The sequence below is a fragment of the Geodermatophilaceae bacterium NBWT11 genome (genome assembly GCA_014218215.1).
In the GTDB taxonomy this organism is placed as follows: Bacteria; Actinomycetota; Actinomycetes; order Mycobacteriales; family Geodermatophilaceae; genus Klenkia.
In genome coordinates this window covers 2,123,883-2,148,720 of record CP043652.1, presented here as the reverse complement: position 1 = coordinate 2,148,720, position 24,838 = coordinate 2,123,883, and the positions used below count along the sequence as shown (strand labels likewise).

Annotated in this window: 21 protein-coding genes and 1 pseudogene; 5 read left to right on the top strand and 17 right to left on the bottom strand. The window is 75.6% G+C overall.

The genetic code is table 11. From position 1 onward, the window contains the following. Positions 1-432: a DUF1905 domain-containing protein gene (locus F1C76_10340; protein QNG36934.1), complete on the top strand. Its 432-nt coding sequence runs from the start codon at positions 1-3 to the stop codon at positions 430-432. After that, positions 429-2,198, top strand: coding sequence for a SpoIIE family protein phosphatase (locus F1C76_10335; protein QNG36933.1), 1,770 nt, complete (start codon positions 429-431; stop codon positions 2,196-2,198). The genes F1C76_10340 and F1C76_10335 overlap by 4 nt, the downstream gene beginning before the upstream one ends. Position 2,199: 1 nt before the next feature. Here the strand turns inward: F1C76_10335 and F1C76_10330 are convergent, their stop codons facing one another. From F1C76_10330 to F1C76_10310, 5 genes are all read right to left on the bottom strand, one after another. After that, positions 2,200-3,924 (bottom strand): ABC transporter ATP-binding protein, encoded by a 1,725-nt coding sequence (locus F1C76_10330; protein QNG36932.1) that lies wholly within the window; start codon positions 3,922-3,924, stop codon positions 2,200-2,202. Then, positions 3,921-5,567: an ABC transporter ATP-binding protein gene (locus F1C76_10325; protein QNG36931.1), complete on the bottom strand. Its 1,647-nt coding sequence runs from the start codon at positions 5,565-5,567 to the stop codon at positions 3,921-3,923. The genes F1C76_10330 and F1C76_10325 overlap by 4 nt, the downstream gene beginning before the upstream one ends. Before the next feature lie 45 nt (positions 5,568-5,612). Next, positions 5,613-7,061, bottom strand: coding sequence for a phospholipase (locus F1C76_10320; protein ID QNG39157.1), 1,449 nt, complete (start codon positions 7,059-7,061; stop codon positions 5,613-5,615). A 104-nt stretch (positions 7,062-7,165) separates the two neighbouring features. Beyond that, positions 7,166-8,002 carry an NYN domain-containing protein gene (locus F1C76_10315; protein QNG36930.1) on the bottom strand — a complete coding sequence of 279 codons (837 nt, stop codon included), beginning with the start codon at positions 8,000-8,002 and terminating at the stop codon, positions 7,166-7,168. A gap of 25 nt (positions 8,003-8,027) precedes the next feature. After that, a complete protein-coding gene (locus F1C76_10310) occupies positions 8,028-9,791 on the bottom strand; it encodes an EAL domain-containing protein (GenBank protein QNG36929.1) in 1,764 nt (587 codons plus the stop codon). A gap of 127 nt (positions 9,792-9,918) precedes the next feature. On the opposite strand from F1C76_10310, the gene F1C76_10305 reads away from it, so the two are divergent. Next, complete coding sequence (locus tag F1C76_10305) at positions 9,919-10,449, top strand: NUDIX hydrolase (protein ID QNG36928.1); 531 nt, start codon at positions 9,919-9,921, stop codon at positions 10,447-10,449. Between the two features lies 1 nt (position 10,450). Here the strand turns inward: F1C76_10305 and F1C76_10300 are convergent, their stop codons facing one another. From F1C76_10300 to F1C76_10280, 5 genes are read right to left on the bottom strand one after another with little or no spacing between them, the layout of a single operon-like run. Continuing rightward, entirely contained in the window at positions 10,451-11,095 is a 645-nt protein-coding gene (locus F1C76_10300; protein QNG36927.1) for a GNAT family N-acetyltransferase, read from the bottom strand. Between the two features lie 51 nt (positions 11,096-11,146). Beyond that, on the bottom strand, positions 11,147-11,620 hold the full coding sequence (locus tag F1C76_10295) for a DUF1992 domain-containing protein (protein QNG36926.1): 474 nt from the start codon (positions 11,618-11,620) through the stop codon (positions 11,147-11,149). 19 nt (positions 11,621-11,639) lie between these two features. After that, the gene (locus tag F1C76_10290; protein QNG36925.1) at positions 11,640-13,277 is read right to left on the bottom strand and encodes a DNA alkylation response protein; all 1,638 of its coding nucleotides are present in this window, start codon (positions 13,275-13,277) and stop codon (positions 11,640-11,642) included. A gap of 52 nt (positions 13,278-13,329) precedes the next feature. Next, the gene (locus tag F1C76_10285) at positions 13,330-13,719 is read right to left on the bottom strand and encodes an SRPBCC family protein (GenBank protein QNG36924.1); all 390 of its coding nucleotides are present in this window, start codon (positions 13,717-13,719) and stop codon (positions 13,330-13,332) included. 43 nt (positions 13,720-13,762) lie between these two features. Then, positions 13,763-15,043: a competence/damage-inducible protein A gene (locus F1C76_10280; GenBank protein QNG36923.1), complete on the bottom strand. Its 1,281-nt coding sequence runs from the start codon at positions 15,041-15,043 to the stop codon at positions 13,763-13,765. A gap of 89 nt (positions 15,044-15,132) precedes the next feature. Here F1C76_10280 and F1C76_10275 point away from each other — a divergent pair, with 89 nt between their 5' ends. Both F1C76_10275 and F1C76_10270 read left to right on the top strand, forming a co-directional pair. Next, positions 15,133-15,852 (top strand): hypothetical protein, encoded by a 720-nt coding sequence (locus F1C76_10275; protein ID QNG36922.1) that lies wholly within the window; start codon positions 15,133-15,135, stop codon positions 15,850-15,852. Next, positions 15,849-16,151, top strand: coding sequence for a hypothetical protein (locus F1C76_10270; protein QNG36921.1), 303 nt, complete (start codon positions 15,849-15,851; stop codon positions 16,149-16,151). Before F1C76_10275 ends, F1C76_10270 begins: the two co-directional genes overlap by 4 nt. A gap of 2 nt (positions 16,152-16,153) precedes the next feature. Here the strand turns inward: F1C76_10270 and F1C76_10265 are convergent, their stop codons facing one another. The 7 genes and pseudogenes from F1C76_10265 to F1C76_10235 form a co-directional block, all read right to left on the bottom strand. Then, the gene (locus F1C76_10265) at positions 16,154-17,068 is read right to left on the bottom strand and encodes an SDR family NAD(P)-dependent oxidoreductase (GenBank protein ID QNG39156.1); all 915 of its coding nucleotides are present in this window, start codon (positions 17,066-17,068) and stop codon (positions 16,154-16,156) included. A gap of 25 nt (positions 17,069-17,093) precedes the next feature. Continuing rightward, positions 17,094-18,539: a serine/threonine protein kinase gene (locus F1C76_10260; GenBank protein ID QNG39155.1), complete on the bottom strand. Its 1,446-nt coding sequence runs from the start codon at positions 18,537-18,539 to the stop codon at positions 17,094-17,096. A 117-nt stretch (positions 18,540-18,656) separates the two neighbouring features. Next, positions 18,657-19,927: pseudogene (gene efeB, locus F1C76_10255) on the bottom strand (deferrochelatase/peroxidase EfeB). Positions 19,928-19,939: 12 nt separating this feature from the next. Next, positions 19,940-21,097, bottom strand: a complete 1,158-nt coding sequence (efeO, locus tag F1C76_10250) for an iron uptake system protein EfeO (protein QNG36920.1) — start codon at positions 21,095-21,097, stop codon at positions 19,940-19,942. After that, complete coding sequence (locus F1C76_10245; protein ID QNG36919.1) at positions 21,078-21,947, bottom strand: iron transporter; 870 nt, start codon at positions 21,945-21,947, stop codon at positions 21,078-21,080. Before F1C76_10245 ends, efeO begins: the two co-directional genes overlap by 20 nt. Before the next feature lie 156 nt (positions 21,948-22,103). After that, entirely contained in the window at positions 22,104-24,293 is a 2,190-nt protein-coding gene (katG, locus tag F1C76_10240; protein ID QNG39154.1) for a catalase/peroxidase HPI, read from the bottom strand. 70 nt (positions 24,294-24,363) lie between these two features. After that, entirely contained in the window at positions 24,364-24,837 is a 474-nt protein-coding gene (locus F1C76_10235) for a transcriptional repressor (GenBank protein QNG36918.1), read from the bottom strand. Position 24,838 lies beyond the last annotated feature (1 nt).

Here is a 24,838-nt window from a genome sequence, read left to right as displayed (position 1 = left end):
ATGCAGTTCCGCACGACCGTCCTCGCGGCCCGGCAGACCGCCACCGGTCTGCCGGTCCCGGACGACGTCGTGACCGCCCTGGGCGGTGGGCGGCGACCGGCCGTCACCGTGAGGCTGAACGGGTACTCCTACCGCAGCACGGTGGCGGTCATGGGCGGGCAGGACCTGGTGCCGCTGGCCGCCGAGTACCGGGCCGCCGCGGGTGTCGAGGCGGGCCAGGAGGTCGTGGTCGACCTCGAGCTGGACACCGAGCCGCGCACCGTGGAGCCCCCGGCCGCACTGGCCGCGGTGATGGACGACGCCGACCGGGCCGCGTTCGCCGCGCTCTCGCCGTCGAAGCAGAAGGCGCACGCCCTCGCCGTGGACGGCGCGAAGACCGACGCCACCCGCGACCGGCGGGTCGAGGCCGTGCTGGTGGCGCTGCGCGGGTGACGATCTCCCGCCAGGGCACCGACAGCGGCGAGCTGACCCAGCCGCTCCGGCTCCCGCTGCCGCTGCCCGTCGCCACCCCCCTGCCGGCCCGCACCGACGAGGCCTTCGAGCGCTTCGCCCGGCTCGCCGCCCGCCAGCTCCGGGTGCCGATCGCGCTGGTGAGCCTGGTCGACGCCGACCGGCAGGTGTTCCCCGGAGCGGTCGGCCTGCCCGAGCCCTTCGCCACCGAGCGCTCGATGCCGATCTCCTGGTCGCTGTGCCAGCACGTGGTCACCACCGCCGGTCCGCTGGCCGTCCCCGACGCCCGCGAGCACCCGCTGCTGCGCGACAGCCTGGCCATCCCCGGGCTGGGGCTCATCGCCTACGCCGGGCACCCGCTGGTCGACGCCGAGGGCCGGGTGATCGGGGCGCTGTGCGCGATCGACACCGAGACCCGCACCTGGACCACCGACGACCTGGGCAGCCTGGCCGACCTGGCCTCGGCCTGCTCGTCGGAGCTGCGACTGCGCACCCTGCAGCTGCGTGCCGACGCCGCCGCGGACGCCGAGGCCGAGTCCGGCCGGCAGTCCCGGCTGCTCCTGGCCCTGTCGGAGACGCTGAACCGCACCGAGACCGTCGCGGACGTCGCCTCCACGGTCGCCCAGCTGGCCACCCGCCGGCTCGGGGTGGACCGGGCCGTGGTCTCGCTGCAGGAGGGCCACCGCCGGGACCTGGTGCCGGTCACCGCCGACGGGCGCCCCGGCACCGGCAGCTGGCGGCCCCGCCCCCAGGACGAGCCGCACCCGGCCACCCTCACCGCGCTCGACGGCCGGGAGCGCTGGTTCGCCGACGCCGCCGCCACCCGGGCCGCCGTCCCCGGGCTGACCGAGGACGTGGCCCCCTTCGAGGCCAACCTGCACCTGCCGCTGGACCTGGTCGGCCAGGAGCGCGCGGTGCTCAGCCTCGTCTGGACCTCCCGACGCGACATCACCCCGGCCGGCCGGCTGGTGATCCGGGCCCTGGCCCGGTACGTGGCCCAGGCGCTGCAGCGGGCACTGCTGCTCGCCGAGCGGCGGGGGGTCGCCGAGACGCTGCAGCGGGCGATGCTCACCGAGCTCCCGGCACCGGACCGGTTGGCCGTGGCGGCCCGCTACCTGCCCTCGCACGCCCAGGACCAGGTCGGCGGGGACTGGTACGACGCCTTCACCACCCCCGACGGCACCACCGTGCTGGCCATCGGCGACGTGACCGGGCACGACACCGCGGCGGCCGCCTCGATGGGCCAGCTGCGCACCCTGCTGCGCGGGTTCGCCTTCGACCGTTCCGAGGTGCCCTCGCAGTCGGTGCACCGGGTCGACCGCGCCGCCGCGGGTCTGGACCTGGACACCCTGGCCACCCTGCTGCTGGCCCGGGTCGAGCGGCTCGACCTGGGTGCCCGGGTCACCTGGTCCAACGCCGGGCACCCGCCCCCGCTGCTGGTGCACCCCGACGGCGCGGTCGAGCTGCTGGTCACCCCGCCCGACGTGCTGATCGGCGTCGACCCGACGCGGCTGCGGCACGACCACGTCCGCGACCTGCCGGTGGGCAGCACCCTGGTGCTCTACACCGACGGCCTGGTGGAGCACCGCGACCGCGACCTCGACGTGGGCACCGGCGACCTCGCCCGGGCCCTGGCCGGCCAGCAGCACCGCCCGGTGGACGAGCTGCTCGACGACGTGCTGACCAACCTCACCGGCCCGGCCCGGGACGACGACATCGCCGTCCTCGCCGTCCGCGTCCTCGCCTGACTCACCCCCGCGCGGTCCAGGCCGACCAGAGCCCGGCGTAGCGCCCGCCGGCGGCGACGAGCTCGGCGTGCGTGCCCTCCTCCACCACCCGGCCCGCCTCGAGCACCACGACCCGGTCGGCCCGGGCCGCCTGGGTGAGCCGGTGGGCGACCACCAGCGTCGTGCGGCCGGCGGTGGCGGCGAGGGCGGCCTCCTCGAGGTCGCGGGCGCCGGCGCTGCCGGCCTCGGCGGTGGCCTCGTCGAGCACGGCGACCGGGGGATCGGCCAGCACCAGCCGGGCCAGGGCCAGCTGCTGGGCCTGCGGGGCGGTGAGCTCACGCCCGCCCTCGCCGACCCGGTCGTCCAGCTGCGCCCAGTCGGCACCCACGACCGCCAGCGCCGCACGCACCTCGGTGTCGCTGGCCCCGGGCCGTGCCAGCCGGACGTCGTCGGCCAGCGTGCCGGCGAAGACGTGCACCTCCTGGCTGACGAGCCCGACGTGGGCGCGCAGGTCGGCCGGGGCGCCGTCGAGCAGCACCGTGCCGGCCCGCGGGGTGAGTCCACCGGCGAGCACCCCGGCCAGCGTGGTCTTGCCGGCCCCCGAGGCCCCCACCAGCGCCACCCGCTCGCCCGGGGCCAGCCGCAGCTCGACGTCGGTGAGCACCGGCGGGCCGTCGCCATAGCCGTGCGTCACCCCGCGCAGCTCCACCGCCGGCCGGTGCGGGGTGCGCGCGGGCTCCCGGTCCGGGACGGCGGGCAGGTCGGCGACGCCCACCATGCGCACCAGGCTCGCCCCGGCCGACTGCACGTCGTCGAAGCTGAACAACAGCAGCCCGAGCGGGCCGAACAGCCGGTGGAACAGCAGCGCGGCGGTGGTCACCGCGCCGACGGTCACGTCCCCGCTGCGCACCAGCGCGAACCCCACCCCGAGAACGGCGGCCAGGCCCACGTACTCGGCCCGGTTCATCCGCCAGCCGAAGTCGGTGAACAGCCGGAAGACCCCGACCCCGATGTCCAGCGCCCGGGCCGAGCGGTCGGTGACGACGTCACGGTGGCGCTGCTCGTCGGCGTAGGCGTGCACGGTGTCCGCGCCCTGCACGGAGCTGACCAGCGCCTGGGACCGCTCGCCCATCGCGACCCGCTCGGCGGCGTACCGGGGGGCCGAGCGCGGGAGGTACCAGCGCAGTGCGAGGACGTAGAGCGGGATGGCCACCAGACCGGCCAGTGCCAGCCGCCCGTCCAGCGCGCCCAGCCCGACCACGGTCAGCAGCACGGTGAGCCCGGCGCCGGCGACCTGGGGCAGCCCGCTGGTGACCGAGTCGGCCACCTTCGCCACGTCGTCCCCGACCCGGGAGAGCAGGTCCCCGCCGCGCACCCGGTCCAGGGTCGCCGAGGACAGGTGCAGCGCGCGGTCGACCACGGCCTCGCGGAGCCGGGCCAGCACGGTCTCCCCGAGCCGGGCGATGAGCAGCGCCGACAGCCCGGTGAGGACGGCGACCAGCACCGCGGCACCCAGCAGCCCGCCGACGTAGGGCCAGACCGAGCCGCCACCCCCCACGGCGTCCACCAGCCGGCCCAGCACCCAGGGGGCGATCAGCCCGGCCGCGGAGGCGGCCACCGCGGTGAGCGCGGTCAGCGCGCTGACCCACGGCCGCTCCCGCAGGTGGGCACCGACGACCTGCGCGGCGCGGCGGCCGGTGGCGATCGGCAGCAGCTGGTCGGTGGTCCCGGGCACCGGCACGCTCACCGCAGCACCGCCGCGGCGTAGTCGGCGTCGGCGGTCAGCTCGGTGTGCGTGCCGCGGGTGCGGACCCGGCCGCCGGCCAGCACGACCACGTGGTCGCACCGGCCGAGCAGGGCCGGGCTGCTGGTGACCAGCACGGTGGTGCGGGTCCGGCGCAGCCGGGTGAGCCCCTCGGCGATGGTCTCCTCGGTCACCGCGTCGACGGCGGTGGTGGGGTCGTGCAGCACCAGCACCGGGGGGTCGCGCAGCAACGCCCGGGCCAGCCCGACCCGCTGCCGCTGGCCCCCGGACAGCGAGCGCCCGCGGTCGGCCACCGCCAGCTCCAGGTCGGTCAGGTCGGCGGCGCCGGCCGCGGCCAGCGCCCCGGTCAGCCGGTCGTCGTCGGCGTCCCCGGCGGGGTCGACCGCGGTCCGGAGGGTGCCCTCGAACAGCACCACCGCGTGCGGCTCGACCAGCACCGCGGCCCGGACGGTGCCGGGGTCCAACGTGCCGACGTCGACGCCGTCGAGCAGCAGCTCACCGGGGTCGGCCGGGCGTCGGCCGGCCAGCAGGCCGACCAGCCCCTCCGCGTCGGCGGGGTCGGGGGCGACCACCCCCAGCACCTGGCCCGGTTCCACGTGGAACCCGTGGCCGCGCAGCTCCAGGGCACCCGGGCCGGGGGCGGGCACGACCCCGGCCGGGTGCAGCGGCGGCGCGGTGAGCACCCCGACCACCCGGGCCGCGGAGGCCCGGGCCTCGGCGAGCTTCTGCCCGGCGAAGCCCAGCAGGCCGACCGGCTCGGCGAGGAACTGCGCCAGCCCCACGACGGTGACCAGCTGACCCACCGACAGCCGGCCCTCCAGCGCCAGCGCCCCGGCGACGCCGGCCACGGCGGCCAGGAACAACCCGCTGCCCAGCACGGTGGCACCGCGGTAGGCCCCGATCACGCCGGCGGTCCGCAGCGTGGAGCCCAGCGCGGTCGCGCTGGTGGCCCGGTAGCGCGCGGCGGCGGCGTCCTCGGCCCCGATCCCGCGCAGCACCCGGACACCGCGGACCAGGTCGGTGGCCAGCCCCGCGGTGCGGGCGACGTCCTCCTGCTGGGTGGCGGTGCGCCGGGTGAGCACGGGGGCGAGGAGCTGGAGGACCGCGACCAGCAGGGGCGCGCCCAGCAGCACCCCGACCCCCAGCGGCACGCTGATCAGCAGCAGGCTCACCGCGGACACGACGAGCGCGGTGGTCCCGCCGACGACGATCGCGGCCGCCTCCAGCACGCGGCCGGACTTCTCCGCGTCGGAGGTGGCGATCGAGAGCAGCTCACCGGTGGGCGGCGCGCCCCGCAGCCCGCGGGGATCCAGCACCCGGGCGGTCACCTCGACCCGCAGCAGGTGGTTCTCCCGGTACCAGCCGGTGACCACGTTGCGGGCGCCGTACCGGTAGGCCTGGGACAGCACGAGGAACAGCAGCGCCGTGCCACCGAGCGAGGCGATCAGCGCCGGCACCGACCCGGTCGCCACCGCCCGGTCGATGGTGACCCCGATGGCCACCGGGACCAGCGCCTCGCAGGCCTGGTGCACCGACAGCAGGAGGACGGCGGCCCCCAGCCGACGGGGGTGCCGGCGCAGCGCACGACGCAGCAACGCCCCCGCGGTCTGCGGCACCCCGTCCATGTGAGGGGACCCTAACCCGCCGGGGTCACCGGCCCCGAGGTCGGGTCAGCCGTGGTGCCCGCGCCGCTGGAACCGGGCGACCACCCGCTGGGCGCGGTTGGGCGTGGTCTCGGGGTCCAGCAGCTCGGTGTCGGCCAGCACCGTGTCGAGCAGGCCCTGCTCGGGGATCTCGAAGGGCGCCAGCGACCGGCCCTCGGCACGCACGAGGGACTCCACCGCCGCCACCAGCGAGCCGTCGTGCCCGGCGATCGCGGCAGCCACCTCGTCGGGGGTGACGTCGAGGTGCTCGGCCAGCAACCGGTCGCGCATGCCGAGCACGGAACCGGCGATCTCCTCCCGCCGCGGGTCGTCGGCGGTCGCCTCGATCGTCAGGTCGCACTCGGTGTCGGTGCCCATCGAGCGGTTGTTCAGGTTGGAGGACCCGATCCGCAGCAGCCGGTCGTCGACGACGCACACCTTGGCGTGCACGTAGATCGGCTGCCGGGTCGCGGTGACCGGGACGTAGAGCCGGAACCGGCCGTGCACGTCGGCCTCGCGGACCATCCGCAGCAGCTTGGCCCGGGCGGTGCCCATGGCCTTCTCCTCGAGCCAGCCGTCGGCGGTCTCGGGGTTGACCACGACGAACTCGGGCCCGTCGTCCTCACCGAGCCGGGCGGCGATGGCCTCGGCCACCCGGCGGTTGGCGAAGTACTGGCTCTCGATGTAGACGCAGGTCTGCGCGCTGGCGATGCTGGCCAGCCACAGGTCCTCGATCTCGTGCACCAGCTCCCACTCCCGGAACTCCGGGCGGGTGCGGGAGATGGCCACGTCGACGTCGCGCAGCAGCACCGGCACCTGCTCGGGCCAGGCGTGCTCGATGCCCTCGACCGGGTCCAGCTGCTGGCCGGTGCCGGCCGCCCAGCGCCGCCGCGCGAGCTCGCCCAGGGCCTTCGCCGCGGGCCCGGACACCAGGCTGGTCACGTCGTGCCAGGGCTGGGTGGAGCGCCGGGACCGGGGGCGGTGCCGGTACCGGTTGCGGTCCAGGTGCCGGCTGTCGTCCCAGCGGTCGGCGGTGACGTCGATGCCGCCGGCGAAGGCCAGCGAGTCGTCGACCACCACGATCTTCTGGTGGTGCGCGCCGGCGAGCGGGTGGTGCGCGTCGACCTTCATCTGGAAGCGGTCGGAGGTGCGCCGGTTCAGCAGCACGATCGGCACCAGACCGCGGCCGAGGGCCTCGAACATGCCCAGGTCCCACTGCAGGACGCCGACGAACAGGTCGGGCTTGTCCTGCACGACCTGCTCCAGCACCCGGCCGACCCGGTCGTCGCGGCCCCTGCCGGGGGTGCGGGGGTCCAGCCGGATCCGCGGGTCGAAGTCCCAGCCGATGAACAGCACCTGCTTCTCCGCGCGCAGGATCAGCTGCTTGAGGGTGGCGAAGTAGTCCGCGGCGTCGACGAACACCGCGTGGGAGGTGGCCCGCTCGATCCGCCAGACGGTCTCGCCCGGGACCAGCACGCTGCCGCGGGTGGGGTCGTCGTCGACCGGCTCCCGCGGGCTGGGGACGGCGGCGGAGAAGCCGCCGGTGTCCGGGTCGGTGGTGGTGCCGACCTCCTCGGCGCTCACGTGGACCGCTTCGCCACGAACGCCGCAGCCGCCTCGCGCAGGCTCTTGGTCGGCCGCAGCCAGGCACCGTCCACCGGCAGGGAGTCCAGCCGGACCCGGTCCAGCGGGGCGGCGAAGGCGCCGGGGACGTCCTCGATGTCGACGAAGCGCAGCAGGTCCGAGCTCAGCGCGTAACCGGCGACCTCGGAGAAGGCGACGACGACGACCTCGGTGCCGCTGCGGGCCAGGGTCTCCAGCGGCTCGGCGAAGTTGCGGCCGTCACCGGAGAAGACGACCAGCCGACGCAGGTCGTGGCTGGCGGCGCGGACCTCGATGTGGTCGAGCATCGACTGGTCGATGTCGTCGTCCGGGCGGCTCTTGGGGCGGGCGAAGACCGAGTAGCCGAAGCTGCGCAGCGCCTCGACCCAGCCGCGCAGGGTGGTGACGTGCTGCGGGGGCACGTTGGCGAAGACGCAGGCCTCGACGTCGTCGGAGCCGCTGCCGGCCGGGTCGCCGGCGCCGTTGACGAACCAGGACGCGATGGCGTCGAACCGGGGGCGCGACGCCGCGGTGGGCCGGGCGCCGATGACGGTCGCCAGGGTCATGTCGATGTTGGGTGCGTCCCAGACCAGCAGGTCCAGGGAGGGCCGCGGACGGGCGGGCGACGCCTCCGTGCTGGGCTCCCAGCCGCTCTCGACGTCGGGGCTCTCGGTCACGGTCACCTCCGCAGTGTGCCGGGTCGGTGTGTCGTCGGTGGTCCCGGAGGGCCGGTCCGCCGGGGCGGTCACCCGGGAGGGGGGACCCGCCGGGGAGGTGGCCCGGCGGGAGCGACGCGCGATCGCGGGGAAGGCCACGTCGGGGATCGTCCCAGCCGCGCGGTCAGCCCGCGCGGGCCACGTCCGCCCACGGCTCCCCGACCCCGTCCAGCATCGGCCCCAGCTCCTCGGCCGGCACCGGCCGGCCGAACAGCCAGCCCTGGGCGAAGACGCAGCCGGCCGCGCGCACCCGGGCCAGGTGCGCCGGGGTCTCCACCCCCTCGGCCAGCGCCCGGATGCCCAGGGTGTCGGCCAGCGCCACGATGGCGGCCATCACCCCGTGCGCCTGGTCGGTGCTCATGCCGTCGACCGCGTCCAGCAGCGACCGGTCGATCTTGAGGGTGTCCAGCGGCAGGGCGAGCAGCCGGGCCAGCGTCGACCAGCCGGTGCCGAAGTCGTCGACCGCGATGCTGACGCCCAGTGCGTCGAGCTCCAGCAGCTGCGCGGCCACCGTGTGCGGCTCGTCGGCCAGCGCGGTCTCGGTCAGCTCCAGCACCAGCTGGGACGGCGGCAGGCCGGCGGCGGTGAGTGCGGCGACCACGTCCTGCACGAGGGTCCCGGCGCCGAAGTGCCGGGCGGAGACGTTGACCCCGATGACCACCGGGGTGCCCGCGGCCGACCAGGCCGCGCCCTGCCGGCAGACCTCGTGCAGCAGCCAGCGGCTCATCGGCACGACGGTCCCGGTCTCCTCGGCCAGGGGGACGAACTCGTCGGGCAGCAGCAGCCCGCGACGGGGGTGCTGCCAGCGGACCAGCGCCTCCAGGCCGGTGATCCGGTCCGAGGGCAGGTGCACGATGGGCTGGTAGTGGACGACGAGCTCGGCGTACGTGGCCGGGTCGCCCAGCCGGGAGGACACCTCCAGCCGCCAGCGCGCGGCCTGCCGCAGCTCGGTGCTGAAGACGACGGTGCGGTCGCGCCCGGCGGACTTGGCGGCGTACATCGCGGCGTCGGCGTCGCCGATGAGGCCGTCGGCCGGGGGCTCGCCGTCGTCGGCCGCGGCCGCCCCGGAGGGGCACGGGGTCACCGAGATGCCGACGCTCGCGGTCAGCGACACCCGCTCGACGCCCAGCAGGAACGGCTCCTCGAAGGCCGCCCGGAGCCGTTCGGCGATGGCCACCGCACCGTCGACGTCGCAGTCCCGGGCCAGCACCAGGAACTCGTCGCCGCCCACCCGGCCCACGACGTCCCCGGGGCGGGTGCGGCGCTCCAGCCGGGCGGCGACCTGGGTGAGCAGCTCGTCGCCGGCCCGGTGGCCGAGGCTGTCGTTGACGTTCTTGAAGCCGTCGACGTCGAGGAAGAGGACCGCGGCCCCGGCCCCGGCGTCGACCACCTCGCCGACGAGCTCGTGCAGCCGGCTGCGCCCGGGGAGCCCGGTGAGGTCGTCGTGCCCGGCCCGCCAGGCCAGCTCCTGCTCCCGCCGGACCAGCTCGGTGATGTCGGTGTGCGTGACGACGAAGAGCGCTCCGCCGGGCCCGGCGTCCTCCGGCAGCGCGGCCGCCTGCCACTGGGTCCAGACGACCCCCGACGCACCGCTGACGGCGAACCGGAGCACCTCGGTGGGTTCCCCGGTGGCGCGCAGCCCGCGCAGCGCGGTCACCAGCCGGGCCCGCTCGGGCGGCGGGAGCACCCGGTCCAGCGCGTCGGGGTAGGAGTCGCCGTCCAGCGAGATCTCGCTGCCCGGCTCGAGCATCGTGCCCCCGGCCCGCCGCCAGGCCGCGTTCACCGCGAGCATCGTGAAGGAGCCGTCGATGACGACGGTGGCCGCCGGCAGGGTGTCCAGCACCGCGGCGAGCGGCGCTGCGCCGTCCCGGGCACCGAGTCCGAACACCCCGCTGCTCCCCCCGTCGGGGCCGCACCGGCCCGTGTGACGAGGACGATACGGGCCACATTCGTCCGAAACACCTGGAGCGTCACCCGACCGGGTCACCCGGGCGCGTTGCTGCCACGCTGCCGGGGTGCGCACCACGGGCAGTCGCGAGGTCTACCGGAACCCCTGGACGACGGTCCGGGAGGACACCGTCGTGCTGGCCGACGGCTCCACCAGCGTGTACGGGGTGGTCGAGCGCCCGGACTTCGCGATGGTGGTGCCGGCCGAGCGCGACGGGTTCTGGCTGGTCGAGCAGCACCGGCACCCGATCGGCCGGCGCAGCTGGGAGTTCCCGCAGGGCGGGTGGCCGGCCGGCGCGTCGGGGACGGCGGAGGAGCTGGCCCGGGCCGAGCTCGCCGAGGAGACCGGGCTGCGGGCCGGCCGGCTCGAGCACCTGGCCCACCTGGACCTCGCGCCCGGGATCATGACCCAGCAGTTCGACCTGTGGCTGGCCACCGACCTCACCCGGGGTCCGACCGCCCGCGAGGTCAGCGAGGCCGACATGGTGAGCGCGTTCGTCACCGAGGCCGAGTTCCTCGCCCGGGTGCGCGAGGGCCGCTTCACCGACGCCCCGTCCCTGGCCGCCCACGCCGTCCTCCGCGTGCACCGCGGGAGCTGAGTCAGGGGCGGCGGGTGGACCAGCGGCGGGGCTGGCGGCGGTGGAACGGCTCGGTGCGGGCCGGGCGCCAGTCGGCGCGGGCGAGGGAGTACTCGACCTCGCCGTGCTCGGCACCGGGGAGGGGACCGGGGGCCTCTTCGGTCACGGTCCGCCGCCAGGTCAGGCCGACCTTCTCCATCACCCGCCGCGACCCGGTGTTCACCGCCATCGTGGTGGCCACCACCTCGTCGACGTCGGTGCCGGTGAACACCGCCTCGACCAGCGCGCGGGCGCCCTCGGTGGCCAGCCCGCGACCCCAGGCAGCGCGTCGCAGCCGGTAGCCCAGCTCGACGGCGACGACCGGCGTGGTGGCCATCGGTCGCAGCTCGAACCACCCGACGAAGGCGTCGGTCGCCCGGTCCTCGGCGGCCCAGCAGCCCAGCGGGTGCGCGCCGTGGTTGGCCAGGAGCCGGGGCAGGTCACGCCCGCGCACCCGGGCCGGCGGGACGGGGTGGCCGGTGCCCAGGTGGCGCATCACCTCGGCGTCCCCGTGCAGGGCGACGACGTCGTCGCCGTCCCCCGCGCGGACCGGTCGGAGCCGCAACCGGGGGGTCACCAGGGAGCTGCCGGGCACGGGGACCGCCCGGCGCTGCTCCTCGATCGACATCGTCACCACGCTAGACCCGGGCTCCCCGACCGACAGTGAGCCGCACCGGTGTCACCGGGTCCGGCGCCACCACCGGGTGCGGACGACGGGCTCCGGCGCCGGCTCCTCCGGCTCGGGCTCCGGCGGCCGGGAGGCCCGCCACACCTCGACCGCCGCCTCCTCCTCCCGCATCGGGACGACGACCGGCGGCCCGTCCAGCGGCTGCCGCCAGGCCGCGGCGACCCGGCCGTTGAACTCGGCGATCGCAGCCCGGACCTGCGACTCCTCGCGCAGCGTGGCCAGTCGCGCGGGCAGGTCGTCGTACTCCCGGCGCAGCGCCAGGGACGGCGGCAGGAAGGTGGCGTCGGGCTCCTGCCGGCGGGCCCAGGACAGTGCCCAGGAGTACGCGTCCTCCGGGCCGTCCCGCTTCGGGAGCGGCTTGCCGGCGCCGGGCAGGTCGGCGAACTCGCCCCGCTCGTCCGCCGTCCGGATCTGGTGCTCGACCCAGGTCTCGAACGAGACCCCCTCGGGCTTGCGCTGCGTCACCCGCTCGAGCTTCCCAGCCTCAGGCCGGGGCGACCACCGCGCGGTCGACGATCTCGGCGGTCGCGGTGCCGGCGGGCAGCGTGCCGAGGACGGAGCCCCAGTCACCGCCCAGCCGGGTGGCGCAGAAGGCGTCGGCGACGGCGCCCGGGGCGTGCTGGAGCAGCAGCGAGCCCTGCAGGCACAGGGCCAGCAGCTCGGCGACCCGCCGGGCGCGGAAGGGCAGCTGCTCGGGGTCGGCGAGCTCGGCGTGCAGCCGGGCGGCGGCCGTGTCGTACCGGTCGTCGGCGCCGGTGGCGGCCTCGATCTCGGCCAGCACGGCCTCGGCGGACTCCGAGCGGCGGTCCATCGCCCGCAGCACGTCGAGGGCGATGACGTTGCCCGAGCCCTCCCAGATCGAGTTCAGCGGCGCCTGCCGGTAGAGCCGCGGCAGCACCGACTCCTCGACGTAGCCGTTGCCGCCGAGCACCTCGAGGGCCTCGGCGACCACGGTCGGCGTCCGCTTGCAGACGGCGAACTTCGCCGCGGCCCCGGCCAGCCGCAGGAAGTCGGCCTCCCCGGCGTCCTGGGCGGCGGCCAGCCGGATCGCCAGCGCGGTGGCGGCCTCGCTCTCCACGGCCAGGTCGGCGAGCACGTTCTGCATCAGCGGCTGGTCGACCAGCCGGGCGCCGAAGGCCTCCCGGTGCCGGGCGTGGTGCAGCGCCTGGGTCAGCGCCGCCCGCACGGTGGCCGCCGAGCCGAGCACGCAGTCCAGCCGGGTGGTGGCCACCATCTCCAGGATCGCCGGCACGCCGCGGCCGGGCTCACCGACCAGCCAGCCGGCGGTGCCGTCGAACTCCACCTCGCTGCTGGCGTTGGAGCGGTCGCCGAGCTTGTCCTTGAGCCGCTGCAGGCGGAACACGTTGCGGTCGCCGTCGGGCAGCATCCGGGGCACCAGGAAGCAGGACACGCCCTCCTCCAGCTGCGCGAGCACGAGGAACAGGTCGCTCATCGGCGCCGAGGTGAACCACTTGTGCCCGGTGAGCGCGTAGGTGCCGTCGGGCTGGGCCACGGCGCGGGTGGTGGTGGCCCGCACGTCGGAGCCGCCCTGCTTCTCGGTCATCCCCATCCCGGCGACCAGCCCGGCCTTGGTGCGCGGATCGGCCAGCCCGGCCTCGTAGGAGGTGCTGGTCAGCCCGCGCTCGAACACCACCGCGAGCTCGGGCGCCCGACGCAGCGCGGGGACGACGGCGTACGTCATCGTCACCGGGCAGGCGTGCCCCATCTCCACCTGCGTCCAGCCCAGGTAGCCCACCGCCCGGCGGACGTGTGCGTGCGGGTCGGGGTGCTCGGGGTCGTCGGCCAGTGCCCACGGCGCCCCGGCCAGCCCGTGGCCGACGGCGGCGCCCATCAGCTCGTGCCACGCCGGGTGGAACTCGACCTCGTCGACCCGGTGCCCGGTGCGGTCGTGGGTGCGCAGCCGCGGCGGGTTCTCGTTGGCCAGCCGCCCCCACTCCGCGGCCTGCTCGCTGCCGGCCAGCGCGCCGAGCTCCTCCAGGGAGTCCAGGGTCAGCTCGTCGGCGTGCCGCAGACAGGCCTCGACCAGCGCGGTGTCACCGGCGATGGGGTCGTGACCGACCAGCGGGGGCACCTGGTTGGTCACCTCGTGCGTGGAGCTCATGCCCCCGACGTTACGGAGGTGCAGGCCCGTCCCCGGGGACCCGGAGGGGAGATCAGCGACGCACGAGCCGCTGCAGTGCCACCTGTGCCAGCGCCAGGTAGCCGACGACCAGCGGCAGCGGCCCGGACACCCGCAGGCCGGTGGTCGTCCCCCCGCCGGGGCCGGGGCGCACCCAGTGCACGAGCACCAACGTGCCCGGGCCGATGTCCACCGACCAGGTCCACTCGCGGGCCTCGTCGTCCACCGCGTCGACGACGAAGGGCACCGAGACCCCCAGCGGACCCTGCACCCGACCGGTCACCCCGGGGTCGATCCGCACCGCGTCGGTCAGCACCCCGCGGATCTGCGGTGACCAGTCCGACCAGCGGGCGGGGTGGAGGTACCGGTCCCAGGCCTCGTCGGGGTGGACCGGACCGGTGGCGTGCAGGCGCACAGAGGTCATGCCCTCCACCCTGCCCGATCCGTCCCCCGTGGAACCGTGGGGCTCAGGCGGGCGGCCCGCCCAGCAGCAGCTCGCGCAGCACGTGCAGGCCGACGGTGACGGTCCGCTTCCGGAACGCCGACCGGTCGCCGGGGACGACGAGGGACCGGCTCGCCGACGCCCCGTCCGGGCCGACCGCGACCAGGTGGACGGTGCCCACGGGCTTGTCCGCCGTCCCGCCGCCGGGCCCGGCGATGCCGGTGACCCCGATGCCGACGTCGGAGCCGAACCGGGCGCAGGCGCCCTCTGCGAGCGCCCGGGCGACCTCGGCGCTGACCGCGCCGTGCGCCTCCAGCGTCGCCACCGGGACGTCGAGCAGTTGCTCCTTGGCGCTGTTCGCGTAGGCCACGACCCCGCCCAGCACCGACGCCGAGGCGCCGGCCCGGTCGGTGAGCCGGGCGGCGAGCAGCCCGCCGGTGCAGGACTCCGCGGTGGCGACGGTCCAGCCCCGGTCGACGAGGCCGGCCGCGACCAGGGTGTCGACGTCGTCGCCCTCGCTGAACAGGGTCGGGCCGAAGTCGCCGCGGACGGCGTCGGTGAGCCGGCCGTAGGCGTCCGCGGCGTCGGGGGCGTAGCGGGTGACGATCTCCAGCTCGCCGTCGCGCAGGCAGGTGGTGATCTCGAGCCCCGCGAGCTGGTCGTCGACCCGGCGCAGGGTGGCCGCGAGCTCGGACTCGGGGGTGCCCCAGAGTCGCAGCGTGTCCTGGCGCAGCTCGGTGGCCCGGGCGAGCACCGCCTGCACGGGGGCGGCGGCCAGCGCGGCCGGCCACATGCCCTGCAGCTCCGGCGGCGGCCCGGGGAGGACGACGACCGGCGGCCCGTCGCCCTGCGCCGGGGGGACGACGAGACCCGGCGCGGTGCCCACCGGGTCGAGCACCAGGGCCCCGGCCGGGACCCGGGCCTGCTTGCGGGTGCCGGCCAGCGTCGCCTCCGGGTCGACCTTCCAACCGCGGCGGCTCATCAACCGCTCGACGATCGCGCCGATCCGGGTGGCCAGCTCCTCGTCGACGGCGCTGGGCCGGCCCTGCACGTCCCCGACCACCTCGGCGGTGAGGTCGTCGGCGGTGGGCCCGAGCCCACCGGAGGTGATGACCAGGTCGTTGCCGGCCGACAGGAACGCCAGCGCCGAGCGCAGGTCCTCCGGCCGGTCGCCCACGACGACCACCTGCCCGACGTCCACGCCGCGGGCGCGCAACGCCTCGGCCAGCCAGGGGCCGTTCCGGTCGGTCACCCGCCCGGTGAGGACCTCGGTGCCGGTGACCACGATGCCTGCACGGACTGCCACGCCTGCGACCGTAGGCGGGATGACCGGGCCTCGCCGCCCGTCGGCGTCGGGTCCCCGGTCGCACCCCCGGCCGCCGATACGGTGGGCCGGTGAGCCAGCCGCCGTACCCGCCCCACCCGCCGGCCGACGACCCCTCCGAGAACCCCAGGGCGCCCCGGACCGCGCAGATCCCCGCGCAGCCCACCGGTGAGCAGCCGGTCGCCCAGCAGCACTCGCAGCCCGTGCAGCGTCAGCCGCAGTGGTCCCAGCCCGTCGGCCCGCCGCCCGGACAGCCCACCGGACCGCAGGAGTACCGGGTGCCCACCGGCTACGACCCGGCCTACCCGGCCGCGCCGACCGGCCCGATGGACTGGGTCCCCGGCTTCCCGGGCGACCGCCCGCCGCCGCAGGCCGGGCCCCCCGGCCAGCACGACACCGGCCGCGCCCCCCAGGTCTCACCGCGCAACCGCGGCACCGCCGACCGGGCCAGGCTCACCGCGACGGTGCTCGGCGTGCTGGCCCTCGTCGTCCTCCAGCTCGGCCTGGCGCTGTCGTTCGGACTGACCTCGCTGTGGTCGGCCGTGCCCACCTGGTCGGCGTTCGCCACGGTGGCCGCCCTCGTCGCCCTGGTGCCCTTCGTGCCCGGTGGCGGGCTGAGCCGCCGGCAGGCGTGGCGGGTCGGCGCGGCCGGCGTCGGCGGGCTGGCGCTGTTCTGGGTGCTGGTCGTGCTGCCGCTGGTGGCCAGCGACCAGGGCTTCCTGCTCACCGCGGCCCTCGGGCTGGCGGGCGCCGCGCTGTGGCTGACCCCCGGTCGCACCGCCACCCCGTGACCCCGCGGTCGCTGGCCGCCCTCGGAGGGGTGCTCGGACTGCTCGCCCTCGGGCTCTCCTGGGGCGTCGGGCCCGGCGCGGCGCACCCGGCGCGGGTCGCCGTCGTCGCGGCGCTGGCCTGCGCGCTGGTCGCCGTCCGCACGGGCCGGGACCGGCTGCTGCTGGCCGCGGCGGCCGCCGCCGGGGTCGGGGTGGTCCTCGGCGGCCTGGACGCCAGCCCGGGCCGCCTCGCCCTGCTGGGCGCAGCGGCCGCCCTGCTCGCCGCCCACCGTGCGACGAGGACGACAGCCCCCGCCTGAGCTCAGGGGGCGATCGGGAACGACACCCCGGTCGCCCGCTCCACCGCGGCCCACAGCCGGGCGCCGGTCAGCGGGTCGCGGGCGTGGTCGCGGGCCCGGGAGAGCGCGGGCCGGCCCGTCATCTCCTGCCAGCCGCCGGGACCCCAGTACTCCCCGCCCTGCACCCCGTCAGCGACGCAGGCGTGCACCAGCGGCCAGGCGCCCTCGTCCTTGCCCTGGCTGAACGCCCGGGCCGGCGCCGCCACCGCGCGCAGCGCCGCGGGCACGCCGTCGCCCCGACGGGCCGGGGACAGCGAGTCCAGTGCGAACCCGGGGTGCGCGGTCACCGCGACCGCGTCCCGGCCGACGGCCCGCCACCGCCGGTCCAGCTCGAACGCGAACGCCATCGACGCGGTCTTCGAGCGTCCGTACTGCCGGAACGAGGAGAAGGACCGCTGCGCCTGCAGGTCGGTCGGGTCCAGCGGCGACCAGCGGTGCGCGATCGAGCCCACGGTGACCACCCGCCCACCGGGGGCGATCCGGTCGGCCAGCTGCGCGACCAGCGCGACGTGGCCGAACGTGTTGCCGCCCATCATCAGCTCGAGGCCGTCGGCGGTCTCCTGCCGGCCCCGGGTCTCGGTCACCCCGGCGTTGCACAGCACCGCGTCCAGCTCGGTGTCCACGGCCCGCGCGCAGGCCGCGACCGAGGCCAGGTCGGCGACGTCGAGGGTCAGCAGCTCCAGCCGGGCCCCCGCCACCCGCGCGCGGACGTCGTCGGCGGCCCGGGCCGCCCGCTGCGCCGACCGGCAGGCCATGAGCACCCGGGCACCGGCCCCGGCCAGCTGCTCCACCGCCCACCGGCCGAGCCCCGCGTTCGCCCCGGTGACCAGCACCGTGCGGTCGCTCAGGTCGGGCAGGGCGGGCGGGGTGGGACGCAGCAGGGGCACCGGCCCATCATCGGGGTCAGTCGTCGTCCTCGTCGTCCCGCCCGCCGCCGGGGCCGTTCCCGTTCCCCGGCCCGCCGCCGCCCGGGCCGTTCCCGTTCCCCGGTCCGTTGCCGTTGCCGTTGCCGTTCCCGTTGCCCGGCCCGGGGGCGGGCGCCGGGGCCGCGGTCGTGGGCGCGGGCTCCGCGGTGGGGACGACGGGCACACCCTCGGCCCCGGAGCCCGTGGTGCCGCCGACGGTGGTCAACCCCGGCGACTCGGTCGGCGGGGCCACCGCGGCGGTCACCGTGACCGCCGATCCCGGGGCCAGCGGGGTGCCGGTGGGGTCGACGGCCAGGACGGTCCCCACGGTCTGCTGGGCGCTGGCGGTCTCCGCGCGGGTGACCGCGAGCCCGAGCGCCGTCAGCTCGGCGACCACCTCGTCGGCCGGGCGGCCCAGGAGGTCACCGGCGGTCAGCACGACGTCGGCCGTCGTGGTGGGCGCAGCAGCCGTCGTGGAGGACGCGGCCGAGGGGGCGGGGCCGGCGTCCGCGGTGGCCTCGGTGCCGCCGACCCCGAGCAGGACGGCGACGCCCACCCCGGCCAGCAGCACCGCGCCGGCCAGCAGGGCCAGCACGAGCGGGCGGCGACGTCGGGACCCGGGCTCGTCGGCGGCGGGGACCGAGGCGGTCGTGGGCAGGAGCAGCGTGGGGTCCTCGCGCACCGCGGCCGGCAGCCGGTCGATCGCCGCGACCACTGCGTCGCCGTCGGCGAGCCGGGCCCGGGGGTCCTTCGTGGTCATGGCCGCGATCAGCGCCTGCACGGGCGCCGGGACGGTGGCCGGCAGCGGTGGGGGCTCCTCGCGGATCTGGCTGAGCGCCACCGCGACCGAGCTCTCGCCCTGGAACGCCTTGCGGCCGCTGAGCAGCTCGTAGCCGACCATGCCCAGGGCGTAGACGTCGCTGGCCGGGGTGGCCGGGCGGCCCTCGGCCTGCTCCGGGGAGAGGTAGTGCGCGGTCCCGATGACCTGGCCGGTGTCGGTGAGGGAGACGCTGGAGGCCGACCAGGCGATGCCGAAGTCGGTGACCGACACCGCGCCGTCCCAGCCCACCAGCACGTTGCCGGGCTTCACGTCGCGGTGCACGACGCCCACCTCGTGCGCGGCGGCGAGCCCCGAGGCGGTCGCCCGGAGCACCTCCAGCGCCCGGGCCGGGTCCAGCGCGCCCTCCCGGCGCACCAGGTCGGCCAGCGACTCGCCCTCGACCAGCTCCATCACCAGGTAGGCCAGGTGCTCCCCGGAGGACGCGTCGGTCTCGCCGTAGTCGAAGACGGAGGTGACGGCGGGGTGGTGCAGCAGCGCGGTGTGCCGGGCCTCGGCCCGGAAGCGCCCCAGGAACGCGGGGTCGCCGGCGTACTCGCTGCGCAGCACCTTCACCGCGACGGCCCGGCCGAGCAGCTGGTCGTGGGCCCGCCACACCTGGCCCATGCCGCCCGAGGCGATCAGCGAGCGGAGCTCGTAGCGCCCACCGAGGGTGCGGGCAGCCGGTTCCACTCCCCCATCCTCACCCGGGACGGCCGTCGCGGACCAGCCGCCCCGCCAGCCTCAGCTGAACAGCGCCCGGCCGAACCAGTCGTCGGGGCCGGTGATCCCGGGCGGGCAGGCAAAGACCGCCGAGGACGTGTGCTGGACGTACTCGTTCATCTTGTCCAGCCGCAGGTTGCGCTGCACCTGGGTGAACCCGGTCGCAGGGTCCGACTGGTAGCAGAGGAAGAACAGCCCGGCGTCCAGCCGACCCAGCCCGTCCGAGCCGTCGACGAAGCTGTAGCCGCGGCGCAGGATCGCCGTCCCCGAGTTGGTGGGGTGGGCCAGGAACACGTGCGAGGTCTCGGGGACGGCGAACTCGCCGTCCACCTGCTGGGTGAAGTCGACCGGGTCGAACTCGTCGCGCTGGCCCAGCGGCGCCCCGCTGCCCTTGGCCCGGCCGATGGTCTGCTCCTGCTCGACGAGCGTGGAGGTGTCCCACGGCTCGATCCGCATCCGGATGCGCCGGCTGACCAGGTAGGAGCCGCCGTCCATCCAGCTGTCCGTGCCCGACACCCAGACGAACCGGTCGAGGGTCTCGGGCTGCTCGGCCTTGAGGTTGTCGGTGCCGTCCTTGAAACCGAAGAGGTTGCGGGGGGTGCTCTGCCCCGACGAGGTGGACGACGTCCGCCCGAAGCCGAGCTGGGACCACCGGACGCTGAGCACCCCGGCGCCCAGCCGGGACAGGTTGCGCACGGCGTGCACGGCGACCTGCGGGTCGTTCGCGCAGGCCTGCACGCACAGGTCGCCGCCGCTGCGGGCGGGGTCCAGGGCGTCGCCGGGGAAGGCGGGCAGCTCGGTCAACGCGTCGGGACGGCGGTCGGCGAGCCCGAAGCGGTCGGCGCCCTCGGCGGTGGTGAACAGCGTCGGGCCGAACCCGACGGTGATGGTCAGCCCGGCCGGGGGCAGGTCGATGGCCTCCCCGGTGTCGTCCGGCGGGGCGTACTCGCTGCCGGCGACCGCGCCCACCGGGCCGGCGTCCTGACCGGCCGTCATCCGCCGGGCGGCCGCCGTCCAGGCCTGCAGCACCTCGACCAGGGCGTCGCGGTCGTCGGTGGTCACGTCGAAGGCGACGAAGTGCAGCCGGTCCTGCGCGGGGTGACGATCCCGGCCTGGTGGGTGCCCTCGAAGTCCACGGCGTCGCTGGCACTGGGCCCGCTCGACGTCGGCTCCTCGGCCGTGGCCCGGCCGATCACCCCGCCGGCGGCCCCGGCGGCCAGCACCCCGGCGGTGCCGGCCCCGGCCAGGCCGAAGAAGCGTCGGCGGGACAGCCCGCCCTGCTCGGCACCCAACTCCGGGACTCCCTACTGGTCGGCGACGACGGCGGCCACCTGGCTCACCGACTCGCTCAGCGCGGTGATGCTGTCGCTGAGGCCGCGCAGCTGGTCCTCGGTGAGCGTGTCGTGCAGGGCCCATCCGTCCCCCACACGGTACTGCTCGAGCTCGGCCTCGGTGGCGGCGAAGCGGGCGTCGATCTCGGCCACCAGGTCGGGGTCGGCCTCCTCGAGGAACGGGCGCAGCGCCTGCACGGCGGCCTCGGAGCCCTCGAGGTTGGCGGCGAAGTCCCACAGGTCGGTGTGCGAGTAGCGGTCCTCCTCGCCGGTGATCTTGCCGGTGGCGATCTCGTCGAGCAGGGCCTTGGCGCCGTTGGCCAGCTGCAGCGGGTCGAGGGTGACCTCGTTGGCCCGGGCGACGATCTCCTGCACGTTGGCCAGCAGGTCGTCGGCGTAGGGGCCCATGTCCGAGACGTCGCCGGTCTCCCACAGCGCCTGCTCGATGCGGTGGAACCCGGTGAAGTCCTCGCCCTCGGCCTGGTCGCCCTCGCGGCCGTCGATCAGCGGGTCCAGGTCGCCGAAGCTCTCCGCGACCGGCTCGATCCGCTCCCAGTAGGTGCGGGCGACCGGGAACAGCGCCTGCGCGGTCGCGACGTCCCCGGCCTTGACGGCGTCGGTGAAGGCCGTGGTCTGCTCCAGCAGCGCCCCGGTCTGGCTCTGCACGTAGCGCTGGTAGTCCACCCCGGCCTGCTGCAGGTTCTCGTCCTCGGAGAGCGTGACGGCCTCGCCGGAGACGACCAGGTCGTTGCGGATGCCGTCGCCGACCATGCCGGGCTTGCAGACGGTCTCGTAGTCCCCGGCCGGGAGCTCGACGAGCAGGTCGCGGGCCACCCCGGGGGCGATGTTCTCGACCTCGGCCATCACCCGGTCGCCCTCGGCGTAGACGTAGAACTCGGTGACCTTGCTGCCGGAGTTGGTCACCGTGAACTGGTGGGTGCCGGCCTCGAGCTCACTGGCCGCGACGTCGCAGGTGTCGTCGCTGGCGGCGACCGCGATGTCGTCGGAGGCCTCGCCCGCGCCGCCCGCCGAGGAGTCGGTGGCGCCGCCGCAGGCCGCGAGCAGGGTGACCGCGGCGAGGGAGGTCGCGGCGAGGGCGTTGCCGAGGGACTTACGCAGTGGCGTCGACATGCTGGGGCTCCGTGGTGGTGGTGCGGGGGGTCTGCCTTGCCGAGCGGCCGGGCAGCAGGAAGAGGGCGAGCACCGGCACGAGGTAGGCCACGTAGGCGACCATCTCCAGCACCGTGGGCTGCGCCGAGACGTGGAAGACGCCGTCGAGGACCGCGCCGTACCAGCTGCCGGGGTCCAGCCAGCCCGACGCGTCGTAGGCGTACGTGGTCAGGCCGGGCAGCACGCCGGCCTCCTGGAAGTCGTGCACGCCGTACTTGAAGATCCCGGCGGCGATGAAGATCAGCAGGACTCCGGAGACGGTGAAGAACCGCGACAGGTCGATCCGGACGGCGCCGGCGTACAGCGCGAACCCGAGGACGACGGCGGTGGCCAGCCCGGCCAGCAGCCCGACCAGCGGGGTCGCGCTCACCGCACCCTGGGCGGAGGCGAAGAAGAGCAGCGTCGTCTCCAGGCCCTCGCGGACGACGGAGGCGAACGCGATGCCGACGACGGCGCCCAGCCCGAGGCCCACGGCGTCGTCGAGCCTGCCGCGCAGCTCACCCGACAGCTTGCGGGCGGTGCGCCGCATCCAGAAGACCATCCAGGTGACCAGGGCGACGGCGACCACCGAGGTGATCGCGTCGAAGAGCTCCTGGCCGGGGCCGCCCAGCACGGTGGTGGACACGTAGGACAGCGCGGCGCCGAACCCGACCGACAGCACGACGGCGGCGGCGACCCCGCCCCAGACCGGCAGCAGGTGCCGGCGGCGGTCGGTCTTGACCAGGTAGGCGACCAGCACGCTGACGATGAGCACCATCTCGAGGCCCTCGCGCAGGCCGATCAGGTAGCTGGGGAAGAAGACCTGGCCCACGGCGGACACCTCCTGGCACGTCACTGCCGCGGGGTCGGTCGACCAAGGGCAGGCTGACCTTAGACGGGGTGCACGAGAACGTCGAGGCCCCCCAGGGAGTTCCCAGACACGCAGGAGGCCCCCGTGCACACGCACGGGGGCCTCCTGGCTGCTACGTCACTTCACGTCGTAGCGGTCCAGCTCCATGACCTTGGTCCAGGCGGCGACGAAGTCGCGGGTGAACTTCTCCGCCGAGTCGCCCTGGGCGTAGACCTCCGCGACGGCCCGCAGCTCGGAGTTCGACCCGAAGAGCAGGTCGATCCGGCTGCCGGTCCACACGACCTGGCCGGCGGTGTCGCGGGCCTCGTAGCTGCCGTCCCCGACCGGCTTCCAGGTGTTCTCCATGTCCAGGAGGTTCACGAAGAAGTCGTTGGTCAGGGTGTGCGAACGGCTGGTGAGCACGCCCTGCGCCGAGCCGCCGTTGTTGGCACCCAGCACCCGGAGGCCACCGACGAGCACGGTCATCTCCGGCGCGGACAGGCTGAGCAGGTTCGCCCGGTCGACCAGAAGGTACTCAGCGGGCAGCATCTCGCCCTTGCCGGTGACGTTGCGGAAGCCGTCGGTGTGCAGCTCCATCCAGGAGAAGGAGTCCTCGTCGGTCTGCTCCTGGGTGGCGTCGGTGCGGCCCGGGGTGAAGGGCACCGTCAGCTGCGTCCCGGCGTCGGCGGCGGCCTTCTCGACCCCGGCGTTGCCGGCGATGACCACCAGGTCGGCGAAGGAGACCTTGCGACCGTCCGCCGCCGAGGCGTCGAAGTCGGCCTTGATCCCCTCGAGGACGCCGATGATCCCGGCGAGCTCGTCGGGCTGGTTGATGTCCCAGCTCGCCTGCGGCTGGAGCCGGATGCGCCCGCCGTTGGCGCCACCGCGCTTGTCGCTGATCCGGAAGGTCGCGGCCGCGGCCCACGCGGTGTTGACCAGCTGGCCCACGGTCAGACCGGAGGCGAGCACCTTCTCCTTGAGGACGGCGACGTCGGCGTCGGTGACCAGCGGGTGGTCCACGGCCGGCACGCGGTCCTGCCAGACCAGCTCCTCCTGCGGCACGAGCGGGCCGAGGTAGCGCTGGATCGGGCCCATGTCGCGGTGGGTGAGCTTGAACCAGGCGCGGGCGAAGGCGTCGGCGTACTCGTCGGGGTTCGCCAGGAAGCGGCGGGTGATCTCCTCGTACACCGGGTCCACGCGCAGCGCGATGTCGCTGGTCAGCATGGTCGGGTAGCGGTTCAGCTCACCGGACTCGGGGTCGGGGATGGTGTTCGTGCCCCCGCCGTCCACCGGGCGCCACTGGTGCGCACCGGCCGGGCTCTTCTCGAGCTCCCACTCGTAGGCGTAGAGGTTCTCCAGGTAGCCCATGCCCCAGCGGGTGGGGGTCGAGGTCCAGGTGACCTCCAGGCCGGAGGTGATGGCGTCGCGGCCCTTGCCGGAGCCGAAGGAGTTGGCCCAGCCGAAGCCCTGCGCCTCCAGCGGGGCGGCCTCGGGCTCGGGGCCGACGTGCGGCTCGGGGTCGGCGGCACCGTGGGTCTTGCCGAAGGTGTGCCCACCGGCGATGAGGGCGACGGTCTCCTCGTCGTTCATGGCCATCCGGCCGAAGGTCTCGCGGATGTCCCGGGCGGAGCCCATCGGGTCGGGGTTGCCGGCCGGGCCCTCGGGGTTGACGTAGATCAGGCCCATCTGGACGGCGGCCAGCGGACCCTGCAGCTTGTCGTCGGCGCCGTAGCGCTCGCGACCCAGCCAGGTCTGCTCGGGGCCCCAGTAGACGTCCTCGTCGGGCTCCCACACGTCGGGGCGGCCGAAGGCGAAGCCGAAGGTCTGGAAGCCCATGGTCTCCAGCGCGCGGTTGCCGGTGAAGACGATCAGGTCGGCCCAGGAGAGCTTCTGGCCGTACTTCTGCTTGACCGGCCAGAGCAGCCGACGGGCCTTGTCCAGGCTCGCGTTGTCCGGCCAGCTGTTCAGCGGGGCGAAGCGCTGCATGCCGGCCCCGGCGCCGCCGCGGCCGTCGCTGACCCGGTAGGTGCCGGCGCTGTGCCAGGCCATCCGGATGAAGAGGCCGCCGTAGTGGCCGAAGTCGGCGGGCCACCAGTCCTTGGAGTCGGTCATGATCGCGTCGACGTCGCGGGTGAGCTCCTCGACGTCGATCGTCGCCACCGCGGCGGCGTAGTCGAAGTCGGCGTCGAGCGGGTTGGCCACGGCCGGGTGCTTGCGCAGCACCTTGAGGTTGAGCGAGTTGGGCCACCAGTCCTGGTTGCCCCCACCCTCGGTCGGGTGCTTGAAGCGGTCGCCCATGGGGCAGCCGCCGTCGACCTCGTCGTTCATGTTGCGCTCGACGGTCTGGGTGTCGATGGGGAGGTTCTCGTCGCTCACGTGACTTCCTTCCGGACGGGGATCAGGCGTGGAGCTGAGGAACGGGGAGCTGTGGAACGGGGTGCGGTGACGCGGGGGCGGCCACGCACGCGGCGCAACGCCCCCAGTAGATGACCTCGGCCTCGTCGACGACGAAGCCGCGGTCGGCCGACGGGGTCAGGCAGGGGGCCTCGCCGATGGCGCAGTCGACGTCGACGATCACCCCGCAGGACCGGCAGACCAGGTGGTGGTGGTTGTCGCCCACGCGGGACTCGTAGCGCGCGACCGAGCCCGAGGGCTCGATCCGCCGCACCAGCCCGGACGACGTCAGCGCCCGGAGCACGTCGTACACGGCCTGGTGAGAGACCTCGGGCAGCTGCTCGCGGACCAGCCGCAGCACCGTGTCGGTGGTGGCGTGCGGGTGGGCACGGACGACGCCGAGGACGGCCAGCCGCGGCCGGGTCACGCGCAGGGCCGCCGAGCGCAGCTCCTGCTCGAGGTCCGCCGGCGTGGTCACC

Excerpts from the sequence above, each read along its gene's own strand:
- F1C76_10300 (QNG36927.1), bottom strand. The coding sequence starts at position 11,095 with ATGTCGATCGAGGAGCAGCGCCGGGCGGTCCCCGTGCCCGGCAGCTCC.
- F1C76_10285 (QNG36924.1), bottom strand. The coding sequence starts at position 13,719 with ATGACCTCTGTGCGCCTGCACGCCACCGGTCCGGTCCACCCCGACGAG.
- katG (QNG39154.1), bottom strand. The coding sequence starts at position 24,293 with ATGAACGACGAGGTCGACGGCGGCTGCCCCATGGGCGACCGCTTCAAG.
- F1C76_10340 (QNG36934.1), top strand. The coding sequence starts at position 1 with ATGCAGTTCCGCACGACCGTCCTCGCGGCCCGGCAGACCGCCACCGGT.
- F1C76_10325 (QNG36931.1), bottom strand. The coding sequence starts at position 5,567 with ATGGACGGGGTGCCGCAGACCGCGGGGGCGTTGCTGCGTCGTGCGCTG.
- F1C76_10260 (QNG39155.1), bottom strand. The coding sequence starts at position 18,539 with ATGGGCCAGGTGTGGCGGGCCCACGACCAGCTGCTCGGCCGGGCCGTC.
- efeO (QNG36920.1), bottom strand. The coding sequence starts at position 21,097 with ATGTCGACGCCACTGCGTAAGTCCCTCGGCAACGCCCTCGCCGCGACC.
- F1C76_10290 (QNG36925.1), bottom strand. The coding sequence starts at position 13,277 with ATGAGCTCCACGCACGAGGTGACCAACCAGGTGCCCCCGCTGGTCGGT.